Raw genomic sequence first — 20,040 nt, 5'->3', positions numbered from 1 at the left:
TAAATACTATGAAAAACTTACAGAAAATCTTATATTTTATGATTGCTACATTTGGCTTTTATCCAATTGCTGTAGCTCAAATTCAGGAACCGCAAAAGATTTCAAAAGAATCAGACATTGACATAAGCAATTATACTGGTATTATATCGGAACAGTATGCAAATGGAAGTCCTTCGCTTTGGAAAACACTCATCAATGGAAAATCTGAAGGACTTTGGCTTGAGTGGTATCCCGATGGAAATTTACGCTACAGAGCCTATTGGAAAAATGGTTTAGGAAATGGAAAATGGGAGTATTTTTATCCCAATGGAATCTTGCGTTCTGAGAGTTTTTATATAAACGATATCGCTCAAGGAATTTATAAAGACTATTTTAAAAACAGCCAGTTAAAAACAGATGTCACCTATCTTAATGGTAAAAAAGAGGGTATTGAACTTTTGTACGATGCAAACGGAATTTTACGCTCGCGAAAGAAGTATACTAATGGGATACAAATTATTGACGAACCACTTATTTTTGAAAAAGGAGTGATCTCTGTTACTTATGGTAACGAATGGGGAATTAACTTTATGCCAGATGGCAATACTGCTTACTTTACAAGAAGAGATCTAAATACCAATAAAAAGCGAATCTACGTAACTACAAAAAGTAAAAATGGATGGAACGAACCGTCCATTGCTTCCTTCTCAACAGATGAAGACGAAGCGGCTTTTATAAATAAAGACGGTAGCAAGTGCTACTTTGCTTCCTATAGACCTTTACCAGACGGCAATACCTCACAAAAAATGGATATGAATATATGGGTAATGAAGAATATAAATGATACGTGGTCTAACCCAAAACCACTATCAAGTACTATTAATAAATCTATGCAAACTGCTAATATATGGCCTGCCAATTATGAAGCCGGACCTGCAACAGACAATCAAGGGAATCTTTATTTCTGGACAAAAGGCTCTAAAAACAAGGTGACAAATCTCTTTGTCGCAACTTTAAAAAAGAACGGAAAATACGACAAGCCAATAGAACTAGTACCCCCATCTAGCCATACCAATTATGATACTGCGCCACAGTTTTCACCCGATGGGAACATTATGTTTTTTGGATCTGATGATAGATACGATGGGTATGGTGAATCTGATATTTACTATGCTGTAAAACGAAATAATAAGTGGTCTGCTCCCAAAAATTTAGGGCCTATAGTTAACTCATCTAAATCTGAGGGGTTTCCTAGTTTTTCTCCTGATGGAAAATACTTTTACTTCAGCAGTAATCGCGGAAATGAAAAGGATGAGAATGGAGAAAATATATGGAACCTCTATTATATGGAATCTCAATTTTTAATGATTAAATAAACTAGTATGAAAAGATTTTTAACGATTTTATATTTTATAAATTTTATGGCATGTGCCCAAAATGATGCTGTTACCATTCCACCTTCATCAGAACTCATTTCAATGGATGATGCAACCGTTAAGTATGGCACCCAATACGGGCAGCAGTATTTTGCCAATGGAAGTAAAGAGCCGTATACTGGCTTCTTATGTGCGAGATATGATAATGGCGAACTAGAATCTGTTCAACAATTTAAAGACGGCGTAGGAAATGGGATTTGGATTAATTATGATCCGGATGGACGTAAGGAATCGCAAGGCACCTATGTAAATAACAAAACTGAAGGACCAGCAATGCTGTTTTATGAGGATGGAAGTGTCAAAGCAAAAGGAGACTACATTCATTGGAAAAACGCTGTAGGCTGGTGGACGTTTTATGACAGGAAAGGAAATGTAGTAAGCCGAAGATTTTATACCCGGTAATTTTTCTGTAGTGTAAGCTTGGTCTTGAAGCCTTCAAGAAAAACCGCTGCTTATGTGAATTTATAGTAGGTGGTAATCCCGATAGCAACCTATTTTTTAGTGCATTATTCTTAGCTCATATATCTATTTCTAATAAAGAAGTATATGCTGCACAGTTTTGTGCGCCTATATTTGTGAATCCTGTTGTTTCTATTCTAAAAACTGCTTTCGTTAGATTTAGACAACTCTATCTATTTTCTGTTTGATTATTCTTAAAGGTTCAAATTCGCGGCTTCCAACCGTTGAAACAAGCCTATAATATGAAGGCATTGAAAATAGAAAAACGCTTCCAATCTTTATAAAAACAGCCCTAAAATTAATCCTGAATTTTTTCGTTTTTACATATCCCAACCATCAAAAAATCTATTTTTTGTTACAATAAATAGTATAAATATGTATTTTTAAGATACCCCAATGGCTGTGCCTAAGACAGATTGCCGTTGTGCTGCATTAAAAGAAACGTATAAGAAACAAAGTACTATGGAAAATACAAACATTAAAATACCTGTTTGGTTTTGGGTAATTGCAATTATCTTTCTTTTGTGGAATATCATGGGAGTCCTTTCTTTCTTTGCGCATACTTTTATTTCAGAAGAGGCAATTGCGAAACTACCAGATAATGAAAGAGCACTTTATGGCGAATATCCTCTTTGGACAACCATTGTATTTGCAGTTGCAGTTGTTTTTGGTTTTATTGGTTCGTTAGGATTGATTTTAAAGAAAAAATGGTCCAAAATGGCTTTTATCATCTCCTTGATGGGCATTGTTCCTCAGATGATCCATAATGTTTTTTTTACCACATCAATAGAAGTATACGGTACAGCGCAAGCTGTAACCATGCCCATTTTAGTTGTTATCATTGGCGTTTTTTTGATATGGTTTTCTAATTTTTCTATAAATAAAAATTGGCTTAAATAAAGGTACTAAATAAAAAGCTTATGAAATACAAAGCAACTACGCCCGAAGAATACATAGCACAACTTCCTGAAGATAGAAAAGAAGCAATTGAAAAATTACGTGAAGTAATATTAAAAAACCTCTCTGAAGGATTTGAAGAAGGAATTAATTATGGTATGATTGGATATTACGTACCTCATTCCATTTATCCTATGGGGTATCATTGTACACCTGAATTGCCGCTCCCATTCATGAATATTGCATCGCAAAAAAATTCTATCAATGTTTATCACAGTGGGATTTATGCCGATAAAGAATTATATGATTGGTTTGTAAGTGAATATCCAAAATACACTAACCGCAAATTAGATATGGGTAAGAGCTGCATTAGATTTAAGAAACTTGATGACATACCTTATAAATTAATTGGAGAATTGTGCACAAAACTATCCGTGGAACAGTGGATTAAGATGTATGAAATGAATATCAAAAAATAGAAAATATAAAACAGTCAGCCCATGGATTGGACAGAAACCTACCAATCAGGAGATTGAAAATGATACCTATTCTTTAATAAAAAAAAGCAAAATTAAAAAAGCCATAGAACTGGAAATAACCTTCATGTAAACTTCTTTGTGAAAGCTTCCTGTAAAGTTTCTACTGTGTAATTATAAGGTAATGTCCAACCCCCATTATTTATGATAAAAGTGTTAAGAGAATGAAATTAAAAGCTGGTTTTTAGTAAGTATTTTCTATTTTTATACACGAACCCAAATTTTAATCATTTTAGAATCACCTTAATTAATGAACAAAAAGATACTATTACAAGGCATTTTGTTTGATGAAAAATCTTCTTACTTACAAGGTCCTAGTGAAGCCCCTCCTATCATTCGCGAATATTTACATTCTGGAGCTTCTAATTATTATGCAGAAAATGGTATTGAAATTACCTCCACATTGTATGATGATATAGGAGATTTTGAAATCACTGCCTATGACGAGATTGAGAAGATTACTACTGAAAATCTTGAAAAAGGGAATCTATTATTCACCCTTGGTGGAGATCACTCTATTACCTACCCTGTTTTAAAGGCTTTACATGCTAAACATAAAAAATTCCAAATACTTCATATAGATGCACATGCAGACCTCTACGATAATTTTGAAGGCGACCCCTATTCCCATGCGTGTCCGTTTGCCAGAATTATGCAAGACAAGCTTGCTTCACATCTCACGCAAATTGGTGTCCGCACTTTAAACCCGCATCAAAGAGAACAAGCTAAAAAATATGGGGTTGAGATTCAGGAAATGAAGGATTTTGATCCTACTAAAATTAAATTAAAAGACATGCCGCTGTACATCTCTTTAGATATAGATGCTTTTGATCCTGCGTATGCACCTGGGGTATCGCATCATGAGCCCGGCGGATTAAGTCCAAGACAAGTAATTGACTTACTAAGTCAAATAAAACTCCCTATTATTGGGGCAGATATTGTAGAATACAATCCAAAAAGAGACCTTAATGGAATAACGGCAGCGCTCTGTGCCAAAATGATGCGAGAAATGATGGCTCTTATCATACAAAACAAACTATGAAATTAAACGTTGCTATTTTTATATTTGAGGAGGCAGAAGTATTAGATTTTGCCGGTCCGTTTGAAGTCTTTGCCGTAGCTTCAGAATTATATGACCACACTCTTTTTAATGTTTTTACGCTTGCAAAAACTAAAGACCCCATACGGGCGGTTAACGGATTATCTGTAAACCCAGATCATACCTTTGAAACAGCACCCGAGATTCATATTTTGATTGTTGCAGGGGGCAATGGGACAAATGCGCTCATTAAAGATAAAGCCCTAATGGATAAAGTAAAGAAGGTTCATGCTTCCACCAAATACACAGCTAGTATTTGCTCTGGTTCACGAGTCTTGGCGGTAATTGGTGTTTTAGAAGGTATGCCCTACTGTACCCATCATCAAGTCTATGATGATATGGCAACGTTGGTTCCTTCCGGTAGCCCACAAAAGTCAATGAGATATACGGGTTCTGGAAAAATCTATACTTCAGGAGGAATTTCTGCTGGAATAGACCTTTCTTTTCACTTAGTAGAGAAAATTTACGGAAAAGAGGTTGTTCAGCAAACCGCAAACTATATGGAATATGGTTTAAATTAGCTTATTTTCTGGAATGCAAAGCAATCCGGTTTCCTTCCGTATCTAAAAAAATAGCCATATAACCTATCTCTTCTGATATTTGTGTTTTTGGTTGTAAAATTTTTCCTCCTGCCTGGGGAATTTGATTCAATTCTTGATTGACATCCTCAGAAGAAAAATAAATAAGAACTCCCTTTTGCTCACTAGGTGTATACGCCTTATTCTGAATTAATGACCCGGATGCACCACCTTTAGACTCAACAAAAGGAAACCAGCCCATAAGGGTTCCATTAAAATCCTGAACAGAAATAGTAATTTCAAAAACAGTTTCATAAAATTTTTTTGCCCTTGGCATCTCCACTACCGGAATTTCAAACCAACCAACCATATTGTGTTCCATATCTCAAGTTTTTAAGTGAATAGATCAATTTTGTAAATTGATCTATACTTTATTTTCACTCTATATCCATCTTTCTGGAGAGAATCTTGTCTACATTTTTAATAGACTTTTTTGTCCAATCAAGTTTCTTTTCAAAAATTTCACATTCATCTAGCCTCCAGTTAATGTTGGAGTTTCGCAATCTAGAAGTAACCGCTTGCAAAATAATGGCAGCCGATACAGAAATATTTAAGCTCTCTGTAAAGCCTTCCATAGGAATTTTTAAAAATCCATCTGCAGCATTCATAACGGTTTCTGAGACTCCATCTTTTTCAGTTCCAAAAAAGAAAGCACTTTTAGGAGTGATATCAAAATCATATAAATAGCAGGAATCATTATGAGGGGTAGTCGCAATAATCTGATATCCTGTATTCCTCAGTTTATCAATGCATGCTTTTGTATGATCATATCTATACACATCAACCCATTTCTGGGCACCCATCGCTATTTTTGTATCTAATGTATCTCCAAATTTTGCTTCTATAAGATGGGCTTCCTGTATTCCGAAAACTTCACAACTCCTTATCACTGCACTGGTATTATGTGCCTGATAGACATCTTCCACGGCTACGGTAAAGTGATTAGTTCTTCTGGAAAGTATGGCTTCAAATTTTTCTATTCTTGCTTTGGTAAGGAAGGTTTCAAGATATGCCAACATTTCTTCCTGCTGCATAGGGTTTATTTTAGCTATTTCTTTAATTACCATTAAAAATACAAAAAATCATTCGTGTCTTTTAAAACTTCTTAAAAGGGTACAATAAAAGTAGTATCTTTTTGGTGGCTTTACAGTTGGACGGTGATACCTATATGAATTTTATTGGTATTGTTTGGTTTTGCGAACGTTCTATCACCTTAGATCCTAAAAAACATTACTCTTGTAAGACGTTGTTTTTTTGGAAAGAAAGCACTGGAAAAGTCTTGTGGAAAATTAAAATGAATAAAACTCAATTAAAGAAAAATTATAAAAATGCCAATAGACTGAAAAAAACTAAAACGTATGCGTAATTCCAAAATCAAAAACTAATAATTTGAATGTAGACATGGTAAAGCAAACCACAATTTATATTGTTATAGTTACTGGATTATTTCTGGTTCTATATTTCATTTTTGGCAGCACTAAAGCGGTTGAAGATTATTCTGAATTTAATACTTTGGTATGGGCAGATGAGTTTAATGGTGAAGGAGCCATTGATCCAGAGAAATGGCATCAACAAACACAGCTTCCTCCCGGGGGAAACTGGTATGGTGGATTGATTCAACATTACACCAACAAAGAAGATAATTCATATGTAAAAAATGGCTTTTTGAACATAGTTGCAAAAAAAGAAATATTTGATGACCAAGGTGAAATAAAGCAGTACACTTCTGCTAGATTGAATTCTAAATTTGCTTTTACCTATGGGCGAATAGAAGTAAGGGCAAAACTTCCAGCCGGTGTTGGTACTTGGCCAGCCATTTGGATGTTGAGTAAGACCATAGATGAAGATGGTGCTTATTGGGATAATCAAGGATATGGAACTATTAACTGGCCTGAGTGTGGGGAGATTGATATTCTTGAATATTGGGGAAAAAATCCTAATTATGTGCAAAGTGCAGTGCATACTGCGTCAAGTTATGGAGATAAAGTTATAAACCTTGGAGGTAAAACAATAGTAAACCCCTCAAATCAATTTCATGTATATTCTGTTGAATGGTCTAAAGATAAAATGGTGTTTCGTGTGGATGGTGAAGAACATTATACATACCATCCATCTGTAAAAAACACTAAAACCTGGCCCTTTGATTCGGATCAATATATTTTATTAAATATCGCAATAGAACCAGATATTGATCCAACTTTTGTAGAGAGTTCTATGGAAATAGACTACATAAGAGTTTATCAATAAATCTAACGAAGAACGTTTGAGAAAATGGGAAGTTAAAGCCTTCCAATTTCATTAACATTTGCTACCAAAACATATTTTTTACGCAGTGAAATAAAGAAATCCCTATTTTAGACTAAATATTTGGCAGTTTCAAGGCGAACTACTGTTATAGTTTACTTTAAAGAATGAATCACCTTATTTAATGGATAATCAAAACAATCAACAACAAGAACAACCCAACAACCCTCTGCACGGAGTGAAATTGGCAACTATAGTGGAGTCACTAGTTGCACATTATGGCTGGGAAAGTTTAGCCATGAAAATTAATATCAATTGTTTCAAAAACGACCCTTCAGTGAAGTCGAGTCTTAAATTTTTAAGAAGAACCCCATGGGCAAGAACTAAAGTGGAACGACTTTATCTTAATTTACAGAGTAAAAAATAACATCCCATCAAACACCCATAGCGTAGCTGTTAGAAGAAAAAGAATTTTATACCCTATTATTTATGTTCAATCTCTCTAAGTGAGAAAGTAAAAAAAAGTCTTATAGAAAAAAGAAGAGATGAAAGAAAATCCGGAACTTAAAGAATTTTTAAAACCCTATGACGAAGCAATCCAAAAACTAACCTTAGAACTCAGAAGTTTTGTGACCGATCTAATACCAGAAGCAAACGAATTGATTTGGGATAATTATAATGCAGTAGCCATCGCTTATTCTAAATCTGAAAAACTAAAAGATGCTTTTTGTCATATTGCGGTTTATACAAAGCATGTGAATTTTGGATTTAATCGCGGAGCGGAATTAAACACAGCAAACATAAAGTTAAACGGAAAAGGGAAACTAATTAGACATATTTCAGTAAAAAACATCGCATCTTTTCCAAAAAGCGAAATAAAAAAACTGATTCTGGAAGGGGTTAAACTGGCTGAAAAAAGAAACAACAGCTTAACCCATAAAAAAACACCCCCAAAAAGTATGGTAATGTCAATATCGAAAAAGAAAATCAGACCCATCAGAAAAGCGAATCAATAAAACCTTAGCGATAGTATGAAGTGTCATTAAATAATCCTTGAGAGCTTATAAACACCTTGCTAGAAAACCATGTTGCTAACACTGTAAATTTTAATTAGGCTAAATGCGTAACCCATTTGACCAATGACAATCAGAGAAATATTAAATACCACAGAACACAGACCTTGGCAAATACCTGCCGAAAATTGGAAGTTTTATCAAGAATGGAATAATCCCATCTTTCTTCATTGGCAAGTAGAATTGAACGAATTGGAAAAGTTAGTGCCAAAAGAATTAGAAATTGATCTTTTTGAAGGCAAGCCCTGGATTTCTGTTGTTGCTTTTACCATGGAAAAAATTAGACCTAAATATCTGCCCTCTTTCGCCCCTATTTCAAATTTTGACGAAATTAATATTCGCACCTACGTAAAATCAAATGGTAAGACAGGAGTCTATTTTTTAAGCATTGAAGGAGGAACAGATTTATCTTGCAAAATTGCCAGAGGAATTTCTGAGCTTCCGTATCGTTATTCAAAAATTAAACGAACTAAAAACCGCTACGAATCTTTCAACGCTTCATTTAATGACAAACTAGATATTGAATATACGATTGGAAAAGAAATGAAGGAGAAATCAAAATTAGGCACTTGGTTAACAGAAAGATATGCTCTTTTTCAAGATACAGAAAAATCAATTAACGAATTTGAAATTCACCACTTAGAATGGACAGTTAATGAAATTGACTTAAAAAAAGTAGTCTTTAACTATCAAAGGTTTAACAAACTAATTAAAAATAAGCCAGACAAAATTCAATACTCAAAAGGAGTACAAGTGATTGCTTGGGGAAAGAATAAAAAAGAGAAAACCAATTACAATCACTAATGCTAAACCGGCGCTTAGTTTACCCTTAAAAAATGTTTGATTACTAAAATCATGATAGCAAGTTCTGGCAAAGACTAAAAGAAGCAAAACAAGTAATATTTTTTAAAAAAAACTCATTTTTACGATTTTAAACCTTTTGGGTTTTCATTACTGACTACAATCAAAATGCACCTTTCTTTCCAACAAAAAGCAAGCATATCCCACTAAATTTACTTTAAATTTAAAAACTATAATTACGTAATTATGCCGAAGGAAGCTTTGCACTGTCCATATGCAGTTTTTCTAATTATCATTTTGGCAAAATAAATAGTGAAATATTTAATAACCCATTCTTAAATATCCTTAAAATTTTTGAAGTGGTAATTTATTGATAATTAGCTTTCAAAACCTGCTAAAAACTTTGAACTTTTTTATAAAAATGTATCTTTAGAGCATACGAACCTTAATTTAGAGTACATGCGAATAGGTATTATTATTGGTAGAATTGGAGGAGTAGATGGGGTAGCACTGGAAACAGAAAAATGGATTGACATTTTAAAAAAGCTAGGTCATGAAGTCTTTATAATGTCTGGAGAATTTGAATCCTGGAATATGGATTATGAGCATGATTATCTTTTTCCTGCCTTATCTTTTTTTTCAGTAGAGGCAGAATGGGGACAACGTAAAGCATTTTACCAACCCGATGAAGACCCTGGGTCATTACTTGATCATGTAGAAGATGCTTCTAATATGATTTTTGAAGCCATGCTTCAATGGGTGGCAGATAAAAAAATTGACGTTATCCTTTCAGAAAATGCTTCAGCCCTCCCCTGCCATTTATCTATGGGAGTAGCTATCAAAAAACTTATTAAAAATACAGGGCTCCCAATTGTAACCCATGATCATGATTTTCACTGGGAACGCGGGGAACGTTATGTTTCTAAACACCCAGAAATCAACCAATATGTAGATGATAATTTTCCATTGTTATTGCCTAATGTAAGGCATGCCGTTATCAATACATTTGGAGTAGAAACCTTTAAGAAAAGGTTTAATATTAATGCTACCTTAGTACCCAATGTAATGGATTTTAATCGTGTGTATGGAGTTCCAACTCCAGAAAACCAATTCTTCCTTAAAGATATAGGCATTACAGAAGATGAAATAGCTTTATTACAAGTTACCCGTATTGTAAGGCGTAAAGGTATAGAAACTGCCATTTCGTTAATTGATAAGCTAGATGATAAAAAACTAAAATTGGTGATTACAGGAAATAACAATGATGATGAAAATAAAGAGTATTACAACGAGTTAATTGATCAAATTCATCAACTTAACATAGCTAGTCAAGTGATCTTTGCAGCGCACAAAGTATTAGATCACAAAGACTTATCTGATGTTTATGCACATGGCAGAGCCTGTACTTATTTTAGCACTTATGAAGGTTTTGGAAACGCTTTTGTAGAATGTGTACTTGCTAAAAAACCCATATTTGTAAACAATTACAAGCCAGTTTACATGCAAGATATAGGTAATAAAGGGTTTGAAACTGTTATGACAGAAGACGGCCTTCTAACCAATGAGAAAGTACAACAAATGGCAGACATCATTTACAATCCAAAACGATGTATAGAAATTGGAGAATACAACTTTAACCTTGGTAAAAAATATTTTTCATACGAAGTACTTGAAGAAAAATTAAATAGCCTATTTACATTTTAAGAAACTAAAAAATGACTGACTCAAAGAAGGGAAAAATTACTAATATTTTAAATGAACTCAAAAATGAAAAAATAAATACCTGGTTTGATTTAGGGTTATTTATAGACAGGTTTAAAGAACAAGATTCAAAATCTGCCTTTAAAGGGGACGCCCCTTCATTTGATGCGTACCTTCAAAAAGGAGGAATTGCATTTTTAACATTTTACTTCACCATAGATGGCATTACAGTAGAAACTGAAAAGTATGCCAAAACTTTTAAGAATATTTATCCAGATCTTCCCATTCATTTTATAGCAGGAGAAATTAAACAAGAAGCAGATGAGTTAATTCCAAAAGATGCCTTTAAAAAAGTAATTCCAGAAATGGAAGCTTTTGACGCATGGCCATTGTACGATGATTTCTTTAAAATTAGAATGGAACGGGGTAGTAAAGAATACAATCAGCTTATTGGTAAGTTTTGGAATGAAGTTTTAGTGCTCGTAGAAAAGCTAGGTAGCTACATTGAAGAGAATGATATTTCGCTATTGTATTTAATCAATGTATGCTCTAATCCTGGCAACGTTTCTTTAGCATTGGCTACCGTACTAATTTCAGAATATTTAGGAATTCCGGTTATTAATAACAATCATGATTTTTATTGGGAAGGTGGCAATAGAAAAGTAGAAATTAAAAGCAAAGGATTAAAAAAAGGACCTAGAGATTTCTTCTTCCATAATGCTCATGTAGGTGAGTTTTTCTCTGTTATTGAAATGATCTATCCTTGGGAAAGTCGCTCTTGGATGAATGTCAATATTAATAAAATTCAGCAAAATCATCTTATTGATATCAACGGTCATAATCCCGCAAATGTCGCGTTATTAGGCACAGCCGTAGATACCAAAATGCACCAAATGAGTAAGCGCGATATCATAAAAGCGTTTATGCAGGTATCTACTATTTTTGCGAATAAAAAAGATACGATTACCGTACATACCGCAGCGCATCATACAGATAGTGAGCGCTCACTAAAACCCATATTATTGGGCTATAAAACCATTCGTAAATTTGATTTTGTAAATAATAATATTGTTTTTTTACAACCTACAAGAATTATCAGTAGAAAATCTATTGAGCTTAATTTTAAGCTTGTAAAACGTTTATTTTCTTATGATTCATTTGCAGAAAAATTTATAACCAATCCACAGTTAAAACTTTCATTAATTGTTTCTGGTCCTATCCCGCATGGTCAGCAGGATTATTATCACGATTTAAAAAAAGACTTTAAAAACTTTCTTAAAGAGCTTCCCAAAGAATTTAGAGCAAGAGTTCTTCTTGGTTTTTTATTTAGTGAGTTTGATAAGAATGAATTCAAGAAAAAATATAAAAAGCCATTAGACATTGAGCAACTATATGATGTTGCTTCTTTGATTTTGTTACCTAGCCAAACAGAAGGAAGAGGTTTACCCATTATAGAAGCTGCCGCTTGTGGTACGCCCATATTTTGTAGACAATATGAACCTAGAGAAGTCTATGATGAAGTTATTGGCCGTCATTTAGATGAATCTTTACGTCTCAATGTGTTAGAATTTAAAGGTTCTAAAATTCCAAAACAACTGGCAGAAAAAATATGCGACCATGTGTTTTATCCGCAAAACAGAATGGTAGATGTTACCCATAACAGAAGTGTTATTAACAAACGCTATAGTCTGGAAGCACTTCAAAAAAACATCCAATATATTCTAGAAAGATTGCATTTGCAGTTAGGAGCTATTTCTAATGAGGTGAGCACTCAAGTGATTAGCTTATTGGAGAAATACAAAGACATGGTAAATTTTGAGAATGAAGACCTTCATGCCATTCTTAATAAAAAGACCAGACATTATTTGCCCGGTTATGGCCGACTCTCTTTTATGATTTATTTAAAATCTTTAATAGATCCAAGCTTTTTTAGAGTAGAAGAGCAACTCATAAAAGGAAAAGTAATGAGTTATGCCCGAATGATGGAAAATGACATTCCGGATTTGGTGAACACCAATCTAGAATTAATTCATACATACTACAATGCCATTGATGATATTTTTAAATATGTAGATGGAGAACTTTCTATAAGACATGACCATGCTCTGGCGTACCGACATAGAAACAAAAAAAAGTATGCCTATCAAGCATTTACCTACCATGAAGTAACAGGCTTGGTAAATATGATTTACAGCGATGTTTTCAAACCTAAAAATCTACCCGATCTAACCCTAGCTCCACAGTTTTTTGCCGATTGGGAACTGGCATTATTTCAGTTGACCAATAGCAAGTTTTTAGGGATTGATGACAGAAAGATTTTAACAGAAAAATTAAAAAATAAGGTTCCTAAAGGGTACTTTCCCGGGCGTTATATCAAACATGAATTAGAATATTTTGTACTGCAACCCATTAGAGCCCAACTCAAACTTAAAATTGAAGAAGAGCTTACTTTAGAAGTACTTAAAACTAAGGGACAAGAATTAGAAAAGGTATATATATTTATACATGAGCCAAGAATTACCAAATGGTTTTCAAACGCGAATATTAAGGAGTATCTAGAGAGTGAAAAAGAACCAGAGCTAGGCTTGCTATTTAAGACAGGCGTGGTTCAAATAATAGAAACTAAACAATGGTCTGAAGGAGTTCATTTCCCACAAATGGGCGCAAAGGCTCTTAAGGTTTTACGAGATATTAAAGAAGCCAATGGCTTTATAATTACCAATGGTGAGTATGCTGCAATGATGACCGATATTATTGAGATTGACCATTTCCACATAGGAAAGGTGCAGCATACCATGACCGCTAAAATAATGGGAATCCCAAAAGATAGTGGTTTTATACAGTTTGTACCTGCCGGGGTAAGAACTACGTTAGCATACCCTACCCCTATTCAAACCGCAAAAGATTTTGACGATGCTTTAAAAAGTGATCTGTATGCAGCTCTTAAAAACACTCTAGGAGAAAAAGAACTGTTGCAAAAAATTTCTAAAGATGCTATAGAAAACGGAACCCCTATTGCAAAGCTATTGGTGCAAATTCAACAAGGTTTAGAAGCAACAGAAACCCTTGAAAAAGTAAAATCATCATTTGCAGGTGGTGTTTATGACGATGGGTTACCTTGGGGTGGAGTCTTAGCAGAAGTTGATACTAAAAAACATAACTGGAAGTTTGCCGCGCATATTGCAAACAAAGAACCCAAAAATGTTCCTGCCCTTATAAAAGAGTATCAAAAGAAAAGTAATAACCCGCATAAAATAGAGTTAGCCTGGAATGGGGGTTATATTTTAAATCCTGAATTGGTGGGGAAATTGGGCTTACCGGAAACCTACATAGGTTCCCCCTTAGGGTTGTTGATTATGAACAACAAAGTGTTTTGTCCGCCACTTTTTAATAAACCCGCCTTCATTATCTATAAAAACGGTCAGGTTGACATCAGAAAGGTCAATAGCAAAGCAGGCTTTGTGATAAAAGGCAAACAAAAAGAAATGGTGTTTGCTAGTGCATACTACAATAAACACAGCAGTACAGCACCTTGCTATTATGATTTGTCTTATCCGGAAGAAACCATTGAAGGCAATGGCAATGTAATTATTAGGGTAGCAGGAAATACCGTAAAACAAATTATTCAAACCAAAGCTAAGGAGGTAGTACCTGTTATTCCAGTAGGTATCACCTTGTCTATCCCTTCCTCCCTATTCTCTCATCAAATGTATAAAGAAGATGCCCCCATAGATCTTCAGTTATTAGAACCTGAAACCAATCCATATCACTGGGAAGAGGTCTCTTATGCTATAGAAGCCGGCCCTATGCTGATTGATGACGGAAAAGAAATTTTAGATATGGAAGACGAAGGCTGGAAAACTGCCAACTCCATAAAAACACAAGCTGCAAGATTAGATTTTACAGATATGCGCGGTCCAAAAATAGCCGTGGGCATTACCAAAGAAGGGAAACTTATGGTACTTATGGTAAATGGCAGAATTAGAGAATCTGTAGGCGCTACCCATTTTGATATGGCAGATATTCTTTTAAAGTACGGGATGGATAAAGCTATGGGCTTTGACCCTGGCGGAAGCAGCACCTTGGTGGTAGATGGTCATATTATGAATATTTCACCCTATAATAAAAATTATGAGAAAGACATTTACGCATTACCCCCAGAACCGCGGTTTGTAGCCAATGCCATTATGGGCTGGATTGAAGCGTAAAATTGGTAGACACAGCGTTTACAGATAGCTAAAAACAATGCTTAAATTTAATTTGTTGCCCAAGTTCAGTTCAAAACAAAAAAATGACCAACAAAATAGAAACCTATATAGTTGATTCTTTCACAGATACTCCTTTCAAAGGGAATCCGGCTGGTGTTTGTGTTTTGAATCAAGCATTGTTGCCTCTTCAAATGCAATTAATCGCGAAAGAATTAGGGCTTTCAGAAACGGCATTCATTACGCAAATTCAAAAGCCGAATAAATACGCTATAAGATATTTTTCTCCAGTAATGGAAATTCCTCTTTGTGGACACGCAACGTTGGCAGCTTCTAAAGTACTTTTTGAAATTATGCCCAAAATGGAAAAGATTCATTTTAAAAATATTCAAGACTTAGATTTAATAATTAAAAAGGACAGAGCCACCATTGAAATGGAATTTCCTGTTTACGATACAATTCCTCAAAACGCTCCTGAAGAACTGCTCAAAGCGCTTGGAATAAAAGAAATAGTAAATAGTGAGTTTAACAAAGAAACAAACATCCTACTTCTGGAAATTGAAAGTAGTGAATTGTTAGAAAGTTTATCACCGGATTTTGAGAGACTAAAACGCGCTCATAACTCCATAAACGGAGTCCTAGTCACCGCAATCTCCCAAAGAAATAACTACGACTTTGAATCAAGATATTTCTGGCCTTGGAGCGGAACAAACGAAGACCCGGTAACTGGCGGAACACATACCTTTCTGGCAAAATATTGGAGTACTCGCTTGAATAAAAAGAAAATGAATTCCTATCAATGTTCTGAAAGAACTGGATTTATGGAAGTCGCACTAACAAGTGATAAAAAATTAACCATCAGAAGTGAAGCTCAAATTGTATTAAAAGGAGCATTAAGAATATAAATTCTACCTACAACAAGTGTTGGCGTTCTTTTTGTAGGTAAGACCCAACATCCACCAATCGGTTTGTCTTTACTCCTTTTATTAGTAAAGTCAGTTATCTGAACCTTCAAGATATGCAGTAGTCTTACATCTCAATAATGAGTCTTTAGGTTGCTTTTTTATTTTGCCCCTACTTTCCCTACAAGATTTTAAAGTAATTATTCAAAATAAATAAGCATTTATTTTGTAAGTGATTGATTTTTAATGCTTAGCTTTGAGTAACCAGAAAACCAATCCAAATGAAAAATTCAATTAAATTAACAGTTTTATTAGGTTTGCTACTAGGTCTTTTGCTAAGTTCTTGTGGTAGCAATTTAGCGTATATAGATTTTAACAGAGATATTACGCTAGATAATGATGTAAAAAACCAAACACAATTTAATCAAGATAATTGTGGAGGAGAACCATTTAAATTCACTTACACGGTGAAAGGAGGGGAAAAATTTGCCATCCTAGAAGTGAAGAATAATAAATCTTGCGATGTAGAAGTGGAAGCAGAACAAGAACTTAAAAAAGGAACAGTCACCCGTTTTCAAGGAGAATTAGGCAAATTTGTCATAAAAAAAGACGATCCCGCTAAAGTATTCGCTTTTGATATCTCTAAAGTGGCAAAAGGACAAAAATTACACTTCTCTTTTAATTGTAAAGAAGCTACAGGCGAAAAAGGCTGTGGTTTCTATTATAGATTAACTACAGCTAATAACAATGCAAAGAAACCGGAAGAGAATAAAAAAAGCGTTTCATTAATAAATTTAGGAACTACCAGTATACCTACTACAAATGACAATAAATGTGAAACAGCGAAAGTTGAAACCGTTTTAAAAACCCTAAAAAATACCTCTAAAAAAAGTTTAATTATTCAATATAATGTAGTTAATGAATGTAAGTGTACCGATTTTATAGTAGTGGCAGAATTGAAAAATTTAAAAACGAATAGAATCAAAAGATATAATACAAAAGCAACTAGAACAGTTTCAACTTCCGGACCTATTACCTCTGAACAGTATCGTATTTCAATAAAAAATGGAGTTGAATTAATTTTATACGGAATGTGTGATAATGGATCGGATACGGAATGCAAAGGCTCCATTAAAGATATCAGTATAACAACTAAAAAGAACTTAAAAAAATAACAAAGGTTATTAAAAAAAACATAGCCCAATGCTAACCGTTACACAAACCCATTTATATTTAGATATTAATTTTTACAACCGCTTTCACTAGCGGTTGTGTTTTTTAGATGAAGTAACCAATCCCATATTTTTAAACAGTTTTTTTAATAGCTTATAACCCCAACTATTCAATAGTTGTAATCACACTACAACAAAACTGCTCTTAATTTACGTAAACTATTATAGAAGTTCTTATTTTTATAAACAATGAAGTAGCTGTATAAACGCGCTAAGCGTGCAAAGAAGCCACCGTATTAAATAGATCTAGGGTTGATTTCATTTTAACTAATCTAATAAAATTTTAAAAAGCAATTTATGTATACCGGTAAAGTTTATAGAATCAAGGATATGGTAATGTGGACGCGGTTTGAAACCATCTTGTTTATTGTTATTATCGTTGGTTGGGTTTCAGCCTACTACTTTATTAGTATGGAATGGCTGCGAATACCTTGGACTCCAATGGCGCTAATTGGAACTGCGGTGGCTTTTGTCATAGGTTTTCAAAATAATGCTGTTTATGGACGCATCTGGGAAGCCAGAAAAATATGGGGCGGAATCGTGAATACTTCACGAACCTTTGGTGTCTTCGTTCAAGACATGGTCTCAAATGAGCATGCCCAGAACACGATATCTGAAGAGAAAATATCAAAGGAAATCAAGGCACTCACTTACCGTCATATAGGCTGGATGACGGCCTTAAGATTTGCTATGCGAAGTAAGAAAAAATGGGAAACTACCAGCAAACACAGAACAAATACAGAATGGGGAATTAAACCTCCTGAAAGTGACACCAGCTTAGCAGAGGAGTTAAGCCCTTATCTATCTAAAAGTGATTTGGAATATGTGATGAAGATGGACAATCATCAAACAGCGGTACTTTACCTGCAATCACATCATCTTAAAAAACTTAAAGAACAAGGAATTGTATGGGAATTTTCATTTCTGGAATTAGAAGGCATCGTGAAAGAACTCTTCACCTTGCAAGGCAAATCAGAGCGCATCAAAAACTTCCCGTATCCAAGACAATACGCTTCGTTAAACCACTACTTCATGTGGCTATTGCTGCTCTTATTACCTATTGCCTTGGTTCCACAGTTTATAGATATCGGAAATAGCATCATCCAAACACAACCCGTTTTAGGCGACCTTTTTGTATGGTTTTCTGTTCCTATTTATGTTGCCGTAGCCTGGGTATTCCATACCATGGAAAGAATTGGAAGAACAGGAGAAAACCCATTTGAAGGAACATCAAATGATGTCCCTATATCGTCTATTTCTAGAGGCATAGAAATTGACTTACGACAAAACTTAGGAGAAGACAAAAATGAAATTCCAGCTCAGTTTCCTATTTACCATGGGGTTCAATTTTAATTCCGTTTATATGGAATGATCAAACCCATAAATATCTAAGATATTTTTTTATAACCACTTTTAAGGCTTTAGGTAAATTAGGCATCACATATTTTAAAAAGTTTGGTTTTAAAAACCCAATAGCACCAAATCTTCAACTTTACAATTACCGTAAAACAAAATTGCGCTTTACTGGTTTAAACTACTTTAAAAGTTCTTATTTTTATAAGCAATAGAATAGCTGCATAGACTCCAGTTGTAGGGAATGCAAAAAAAGTGACTGATAAAGACCAAAATATCGCCTTATTGACTGTTGCAAAAGCAGCATCGGAAAATCCCAACTGGAAAGACTATGCGGATTATTGTTTAGCCAGAGAGAAGGGACTGAGAAAAAAGGCATTTAAAATCCTTGGCGTATTTATAAAATCAACTCAGAACTGGACAACTGATCAGAAAATTGAGTTTACAAAGTTTCTGTTTTGTTTATTCGAAAATGTCGAAGATATAGATTATTGCCCCTTTCCACAACCACTTAGCATTGCATTGATAAAACCAACTTTGGAAGCGTGGTGTAAAAATGAAAAAACAGACCATCAACCCTTTAGATGGTATGGCAAATATTACAGAAGTGAAGAGCACCTTTTTAAAGCAATCAAAATAAATCCCGAAGATGATTTGGCAAGGGAGATAATTCTAAACCGATGGGCATATAACATTTATTATTCAATTCACCATTTACCTGAAGGATACATAGGAAACCCGGCAAACGACACAAAACTTGCCAAGAAGATTAAGGAACAAATTGCTAAATTAACCAACCCCGAACGAAAAGATTACTGGGTCAAAGAATTAAAGGAAGATTTAGAAATTGTAGAGAACTATATTGCTTGGAAAAAATCAGGACATCAAAACCTTGCCAAATGGGGAAAAGAGAATCATAAAATAGTGGGGTATAATTTGACTTAGAATGAGTACGATGAAAAATCAGATAAAACCCCTACTATGTATTGGATTCCTATTTTTAACGGCAACTATGTTTTGCCAAGATAAAAAAATGAAAAAACCGAGTGAGCTAACCAACCAATTTATTATTGATTATAAGAAATGGAATGATTTTGCTTACAAACTAAACAAATCTAAAGACAAAAAATCTGATTCTGCTATTGAAAAAATGTATAACGATTTAATTCTAACGTATTGCAGACCTGATAAAAAGTACCAAGCTCTTGCATTTGGCAGCCATTCCGATCATTGTCCGGAACAAGAACAAATAGTAAACGAAAAAATTGAATCTTCTCAGGCAATTGTAAAAACAAAATTCACAAACGAGAAATTTGATTTCATTACCCATAATTACGAATATCATTTTATACTCATAAACGGTAAATGGATTTTAGAAGAACTCTATCTGGTAGACGATGACGGAAAGTACAAATCACTCTAAAAAAACAATCTGAATACTAATCACTATCATAAACAAAACTTAGCACTCAACAAACTCCACCAGTAAAATAATTTATATTGGTTAGGGCGAGGCAAAAGACCAGATGAACAACGCTTAAGCTG

At 34.2% G+C, this 20,040-nt stretch carries 19 protein-coding genes; 17 read left to right on the top strand and 2 right to left on the bottom strand.

Features of this window, described 5'->3' with window-relative positions:
- The first annotated feature begins 8 nt into the window (after positions 1-8).
- The 6 genes from WBG07_RS12570 to WBG07_RS12545 all read left to right on the top strand — a co-directional run bounded on the left by WBG07_RS12570 (position 9) and on the right by WBG07_RS12545 (position 4,927).
- A complete protein-coding gene (locus WBG07_RS12570) occupies positions 9-1,355 on the top strand; it encodes a hypothetical protein (protein WP_340201798.1) in 1,347 nt (448 codons plus the stop codon).
- A 6-nt stretch (positions 1,356-1,361) separates the two neighbouring features.
- Positions 1,362-1,817 carry a toxin-antitoxin system YwqK family antitoxin gene (locus tag WBG07_RS12565; RefSeq protein ID WP_340201797.1) on the top strand — a complete coding sequence of 152 codons (456 nt, stop codon included), beginning with the start codon at positions 1,362-1,364 and terminating at the stop codon, positions 1,815-1,817.
- 453 nt (positions 1,818-2,270) lie between these two features.
- Positions 2,271-2,774, top strand: a complete 504-nt coding sequence (locus WBG07_RS12560; protein WP_340201796.1) for a hypothetical protein — start codon at positions 2,271-2,273, stop codon at positions 2,772-2,774.
- A gap of 20 nt (positions 2,775-2,794) precedes the next feature.
- Positions 2,795-3,250 (top strand): DUF1801 domain-containing protein, encoded by a 456-nt coding sequence (locus WBG07_RS12555; RefSeq protein WP_340201794.1) that lies wholly within the window; start codon positions 2,795-2,797, stop codon positions 3,248-3,250.
- A gap of 307 nt (positions 3,251-3,557) precedes the next feature.
- Positions 3,558-4,349 carry an agmatinase gene (gene speB, locus WBG07_RS12550; protein ID WP_340201793.1) on the top strand — a complete coding sequence of 264 codons (792 nt, stop codon included), beginning with the start codon at positions 3,558-3,560 and terminating at the stop codon, positions 4,347-4,349.
- Complete coding sequence (locus tag WBG07_RS12545) at positions 4,346-4,927, top strand: DJ-1/PfpI family protein (RefSeq protein ID WP_340201792.1); 582 nt, start codon at positions 4,346-4,348, stop codon at positions 4,925-4,927. The genes speB and WBG07_RS12545 overlap by 4 nt, the downstream gene beginning before the upstream one ends.
- Before the next feature lies 1 nt (position 4,928).
- Here WBG07_RS12545 and WBG07_RS12540 read toward each other — a convergent pair whose 3' ends face one another.
- Both WBG07_RS12540 and WBG07_RS12535 read right to left on the bottom strand, forming a co-directional pair.
- Complete coding sequence (locus tag WBG07_RS12540; RefSeq protein WP_340201791.1) at positions 4,929-5,306, bottom strand: VOC family protein; 378 nt, start codon at positions 5,304-5,306, stop codon at positions 4,929-4,931.
- Positions 5,307-5,361: 55 nt separating this feature from the next.
- A complete protein-coding gene (locus WBG07_RS12535) occupies positions 5,362-6,018 on the bottom strand; it encodes a TrmH family RNA methyltransferase (protein ID WP_340201790.1) in 657 nt (218 codons plus the stop codon).
- A 355-nt stretch (positions 6,019-6,373) separates the two neighbouring features.
- On the opposite strand from WBG07_RS12535, the gene WBG07_RS12530 reads away from it, so the two are divergent.
- The 11 genes from WBG07_RS12530 to WBG07_RS12480 all read left to right on the top strand — a co-directional run bounded on the left by WBG07_RS12530 (position 6,374) and on the right by WBG07_RS12480 (position 19,918).
- Complete coding sequence (locus tag WBG07_RS12530; RefSeq protein ID WP_340201788.1) at positions 6,374-7,231, top strand: glycoside hydrolase family 16 protein; 858 nt, start codon at positions 6,374-6,376, stop codon at positions 7,229-7,231.
- A gap of 181 nt (positions 7,232-7,412) precedes the next feature.
- Positions 7,413-7,655 (top strand): VF530 family protein, encoded by a 243-nt coding sequence (locus WBG07_RS12525; protein WP_340201786.1) that lies wholly within the window; start codon positions 7,413-7,415, stop codon positions 7,653-7,655.
- Positions 7,656-7,773: 118 nt separating this feature from the next.
- Complete coding sequence (locus tag WBG07_RS12520; RefSeq protein ID WP_340201784.1) at positions 7,774-8,244, top strand: hypothetical protein; 471 nt, start codon at positions 7,774-7,776, stop codon at positions 8,242-8,244.
- A gap of 123 nt (positions 8,245-8,367) precedes the next feature.
- Positions 8,368-9,105 (top strand): YqjF family protein, encoded by a 738-nt coding sequence (locus tag WBG07_RS12515; protein ID WP_340201782.1) that lies wholly within the window; start codon positions 8,368-8,370, stop codon positions 9,103-9,105.
- Between the two features lie 456 nt (positions 9,106-9,561).
- Positions 9,562-10,806, top strand: coding sequence for a glycosyltransferase (locus tag WBG07_RS12510; protein WP_340201780.1), 1,245 nt, complete (start codon positions 9,562-9,564; stop codon positions 10,804-10,806).
- A gap of 11 nt (positions 10,807-10,817) precedes the next feature.
- On the top strand, positions 10,818-15,011 hold the full coding sequence (locus WBG07_RS12505; RefSeq protein ID WP_340201779.1) for a phosphodiester glycosidase family protein: 4,194 nt from the start codon (positions 10,818-10,820) through the stop codon (positions 15,009-15,011).
- A gap of 83 nt (positions 15,012-15,094) precedes the next feature.
- Positions 15,095-15,913 (top strand): PhzF family phenazine biosynthesis protein, encoded by an 819-nt coding sequence (locus WBG07_RS12500; protein ID WP_340201777.1) that lies wholly within the window; start codon positions 15,095-15,097, stop codon positions 15,911-15,913.
- A 278-nt stretch (positions 15,914-16,191) separates the two neighbouring features.
- On the top strand, positions 16,192-17,085 hold the full coding sequence (locus WBG07_RS12495; protein ID WP_340201776.1) for a hypothetical protein: 894 nt from the start codon (positions 16,192-16,194) through the stop codon (positions 17,083-17,085).
- 354 nt (positions 17,086-17,439) lie between these two features.
- The gene (locus tag WBG07_RS12490; RefSeq protein ID WP_340201775.1) at positions 17,440-18,495 is read left to right on the top strand and encodes a bestrophin family protein; all 1,056 of its coding nucleotides are present in this window, start codon (positions 17,440-17,442) and stop codon (positions 18,493-18,495) included.
- 285 nt (positions 18,496-18,780) lie between these two features.
- Entirely contained in the window at positions 18,781-19,440 is a 660-nt protein-coding gene (locus WBG07_RS12485) for a hypothetical protein (protein WP_340201774.1), read from the top strand.
- A gap of 88 nt (positions 19,441-19,528) precedes the next feature.
- Positions 19,529-19,918, top strand: coding sequence for an NTF2 fold immunity protein (locus WBG07_RS12480; protein WP_340201773.1), 390 nt, complete (start codon positions 19,529-19,531; stop codon positions 19,916-19,918).
- Positions 19,919-20,040 lie beyond the last annotated feature (122 nt).

Source organism: Ascidiimonas meishanensis, assembly GCF_037782385.1.
GTDB classification, from domain to species: domain Bacteria; phylum Bacteroidota; class Bacteroidia; order Flavobacteriales; family Flavobacteriaceae; genus Ascidiimonas; species Ascidiimonas meishanensis.
Note: the sequence above shows the minus strand (reverse complement) of the source record. Positions and strands in the feature narration are given on the sequence as shown.

Excerpts from the sequence above, each read along its gene's own strand:
- WBG07_RS12570 (WP_340201798.1), top strand. The coding sequence starts at position 9 with ATGAAAAACTTACAGAAAATCTTATATTTTATGATTGCTACATTTGGC.
- WBG07_RS12565 (WP_340201797.1), top strand. The coding sequence starts at position 1,362 with ATGAAAAGATTTTTAACGATTTTATATTTTATAAATTTTATGGCATGT.
- WBG07_RS12560 (WP_340201796.1), top strand. The coding sequence starts at position 2,271 with ATGGCTGTGCCTAAGACAGATTGCCGTTGTGCTGCATTAAAAGAAACG.
- WBG07_RS12555 (WP_340201794.1), top strand. The coding sequence starts at position 2,795 with ATGAAATACAAAGCAACTACGCCCGAAGAATACATAGCACAACTTCCT.
- speB (WP_340201793.1), top strand. The coding sequence starts at position 3,558 with ATGAACAAAAAGATACTATTACAAGGCATTTTGTTTGATGAAAAATCT.
- WBG07_RS12545 (WP_340201792.1), top strand. The coding sequence starts at position 4,346 with ATGAAATTAAACGTTGCTATTTTTATATTTGAGGAGGCAGAAGTATTA.
- WBG07_RS12540 (WP_340201791.1), bottom strand. The coding sequence starts at position 5,306 with ATGGAACACAATATGGTTGGTTGGTTTGAAATTCCGGTAGTGGAGATG.
- WBG07_RS12535 (WP_340201790.1), bottom strand. The coding sequence starts at position 6,018 with ATGCAGCAGGAAGAAATGTTGGCATATCTTGAAACCTTCCTTACCAAA.
- WBG07_RS12525 (WP_340201786.1), top strand. The coding sequence starts at position 7,413 with ATGGATAATCAAAACAATCAACAACAAGAACAACCCAACAACCCTCTG.
- WBG07_RS12520 (WP_340201784.1), top strand. The coding sequence starts at position 7,774 with ATGAAAGAAAATCCGGAACTTAAAGAATTTTTAAAACCCTATGACGAA.
- WBG07_RS12515 (WP_340201782.1), top strand. The coding sequence starts at position 8,368 with ATGACAATCAGAGAAATATTAAATACCACAGAACACAGACCTTGGCAA.
- WBG07_RS12510 (WP_340201780.1), top strand. The coding sequence starts at position 9,562 with ATGCGAATAGGTATTATTATTGGTAGAATTGGAGGAGTAGATGGGGTA.
- WBG07_RS12505 (WP_340201779.1), top strand. The coding sequence starts at position 10,818 with ATGACTGACTCAAAGAAGGGAAAAATTACTAATATTTTAAATGAACTC.
- WBG07_RS12500 (WP_340201777.1), top strand. The coding sequence starts at position 15,095 with ATGACCAACAAAATAGAAACCTATATAGTTGATTCTTTCACAGATACT.
- WBG07_RS12495 (WP_340201776.1), top strand. The coding sequence starts at position 16,192 with ATGAAAAATTCAATTAAATTAACAGTTTTATTAGGTTTGCTACTAGGT.
- WBG07_RS12490 (WP_340201775.1), top strand. The coding sequence starts at position 17,440 with ATGTATACCGGTAAAGTTTATAGAATCAAGGATATGGTAATGTGGACG.
- WBG07_RS12480 (WP_340201773.1), top strand. The coding sequence starts at position 19,529 with ATGAAAAAACCGAGTGAGCTAACCAACCAATTTATTATTGATTATAAG.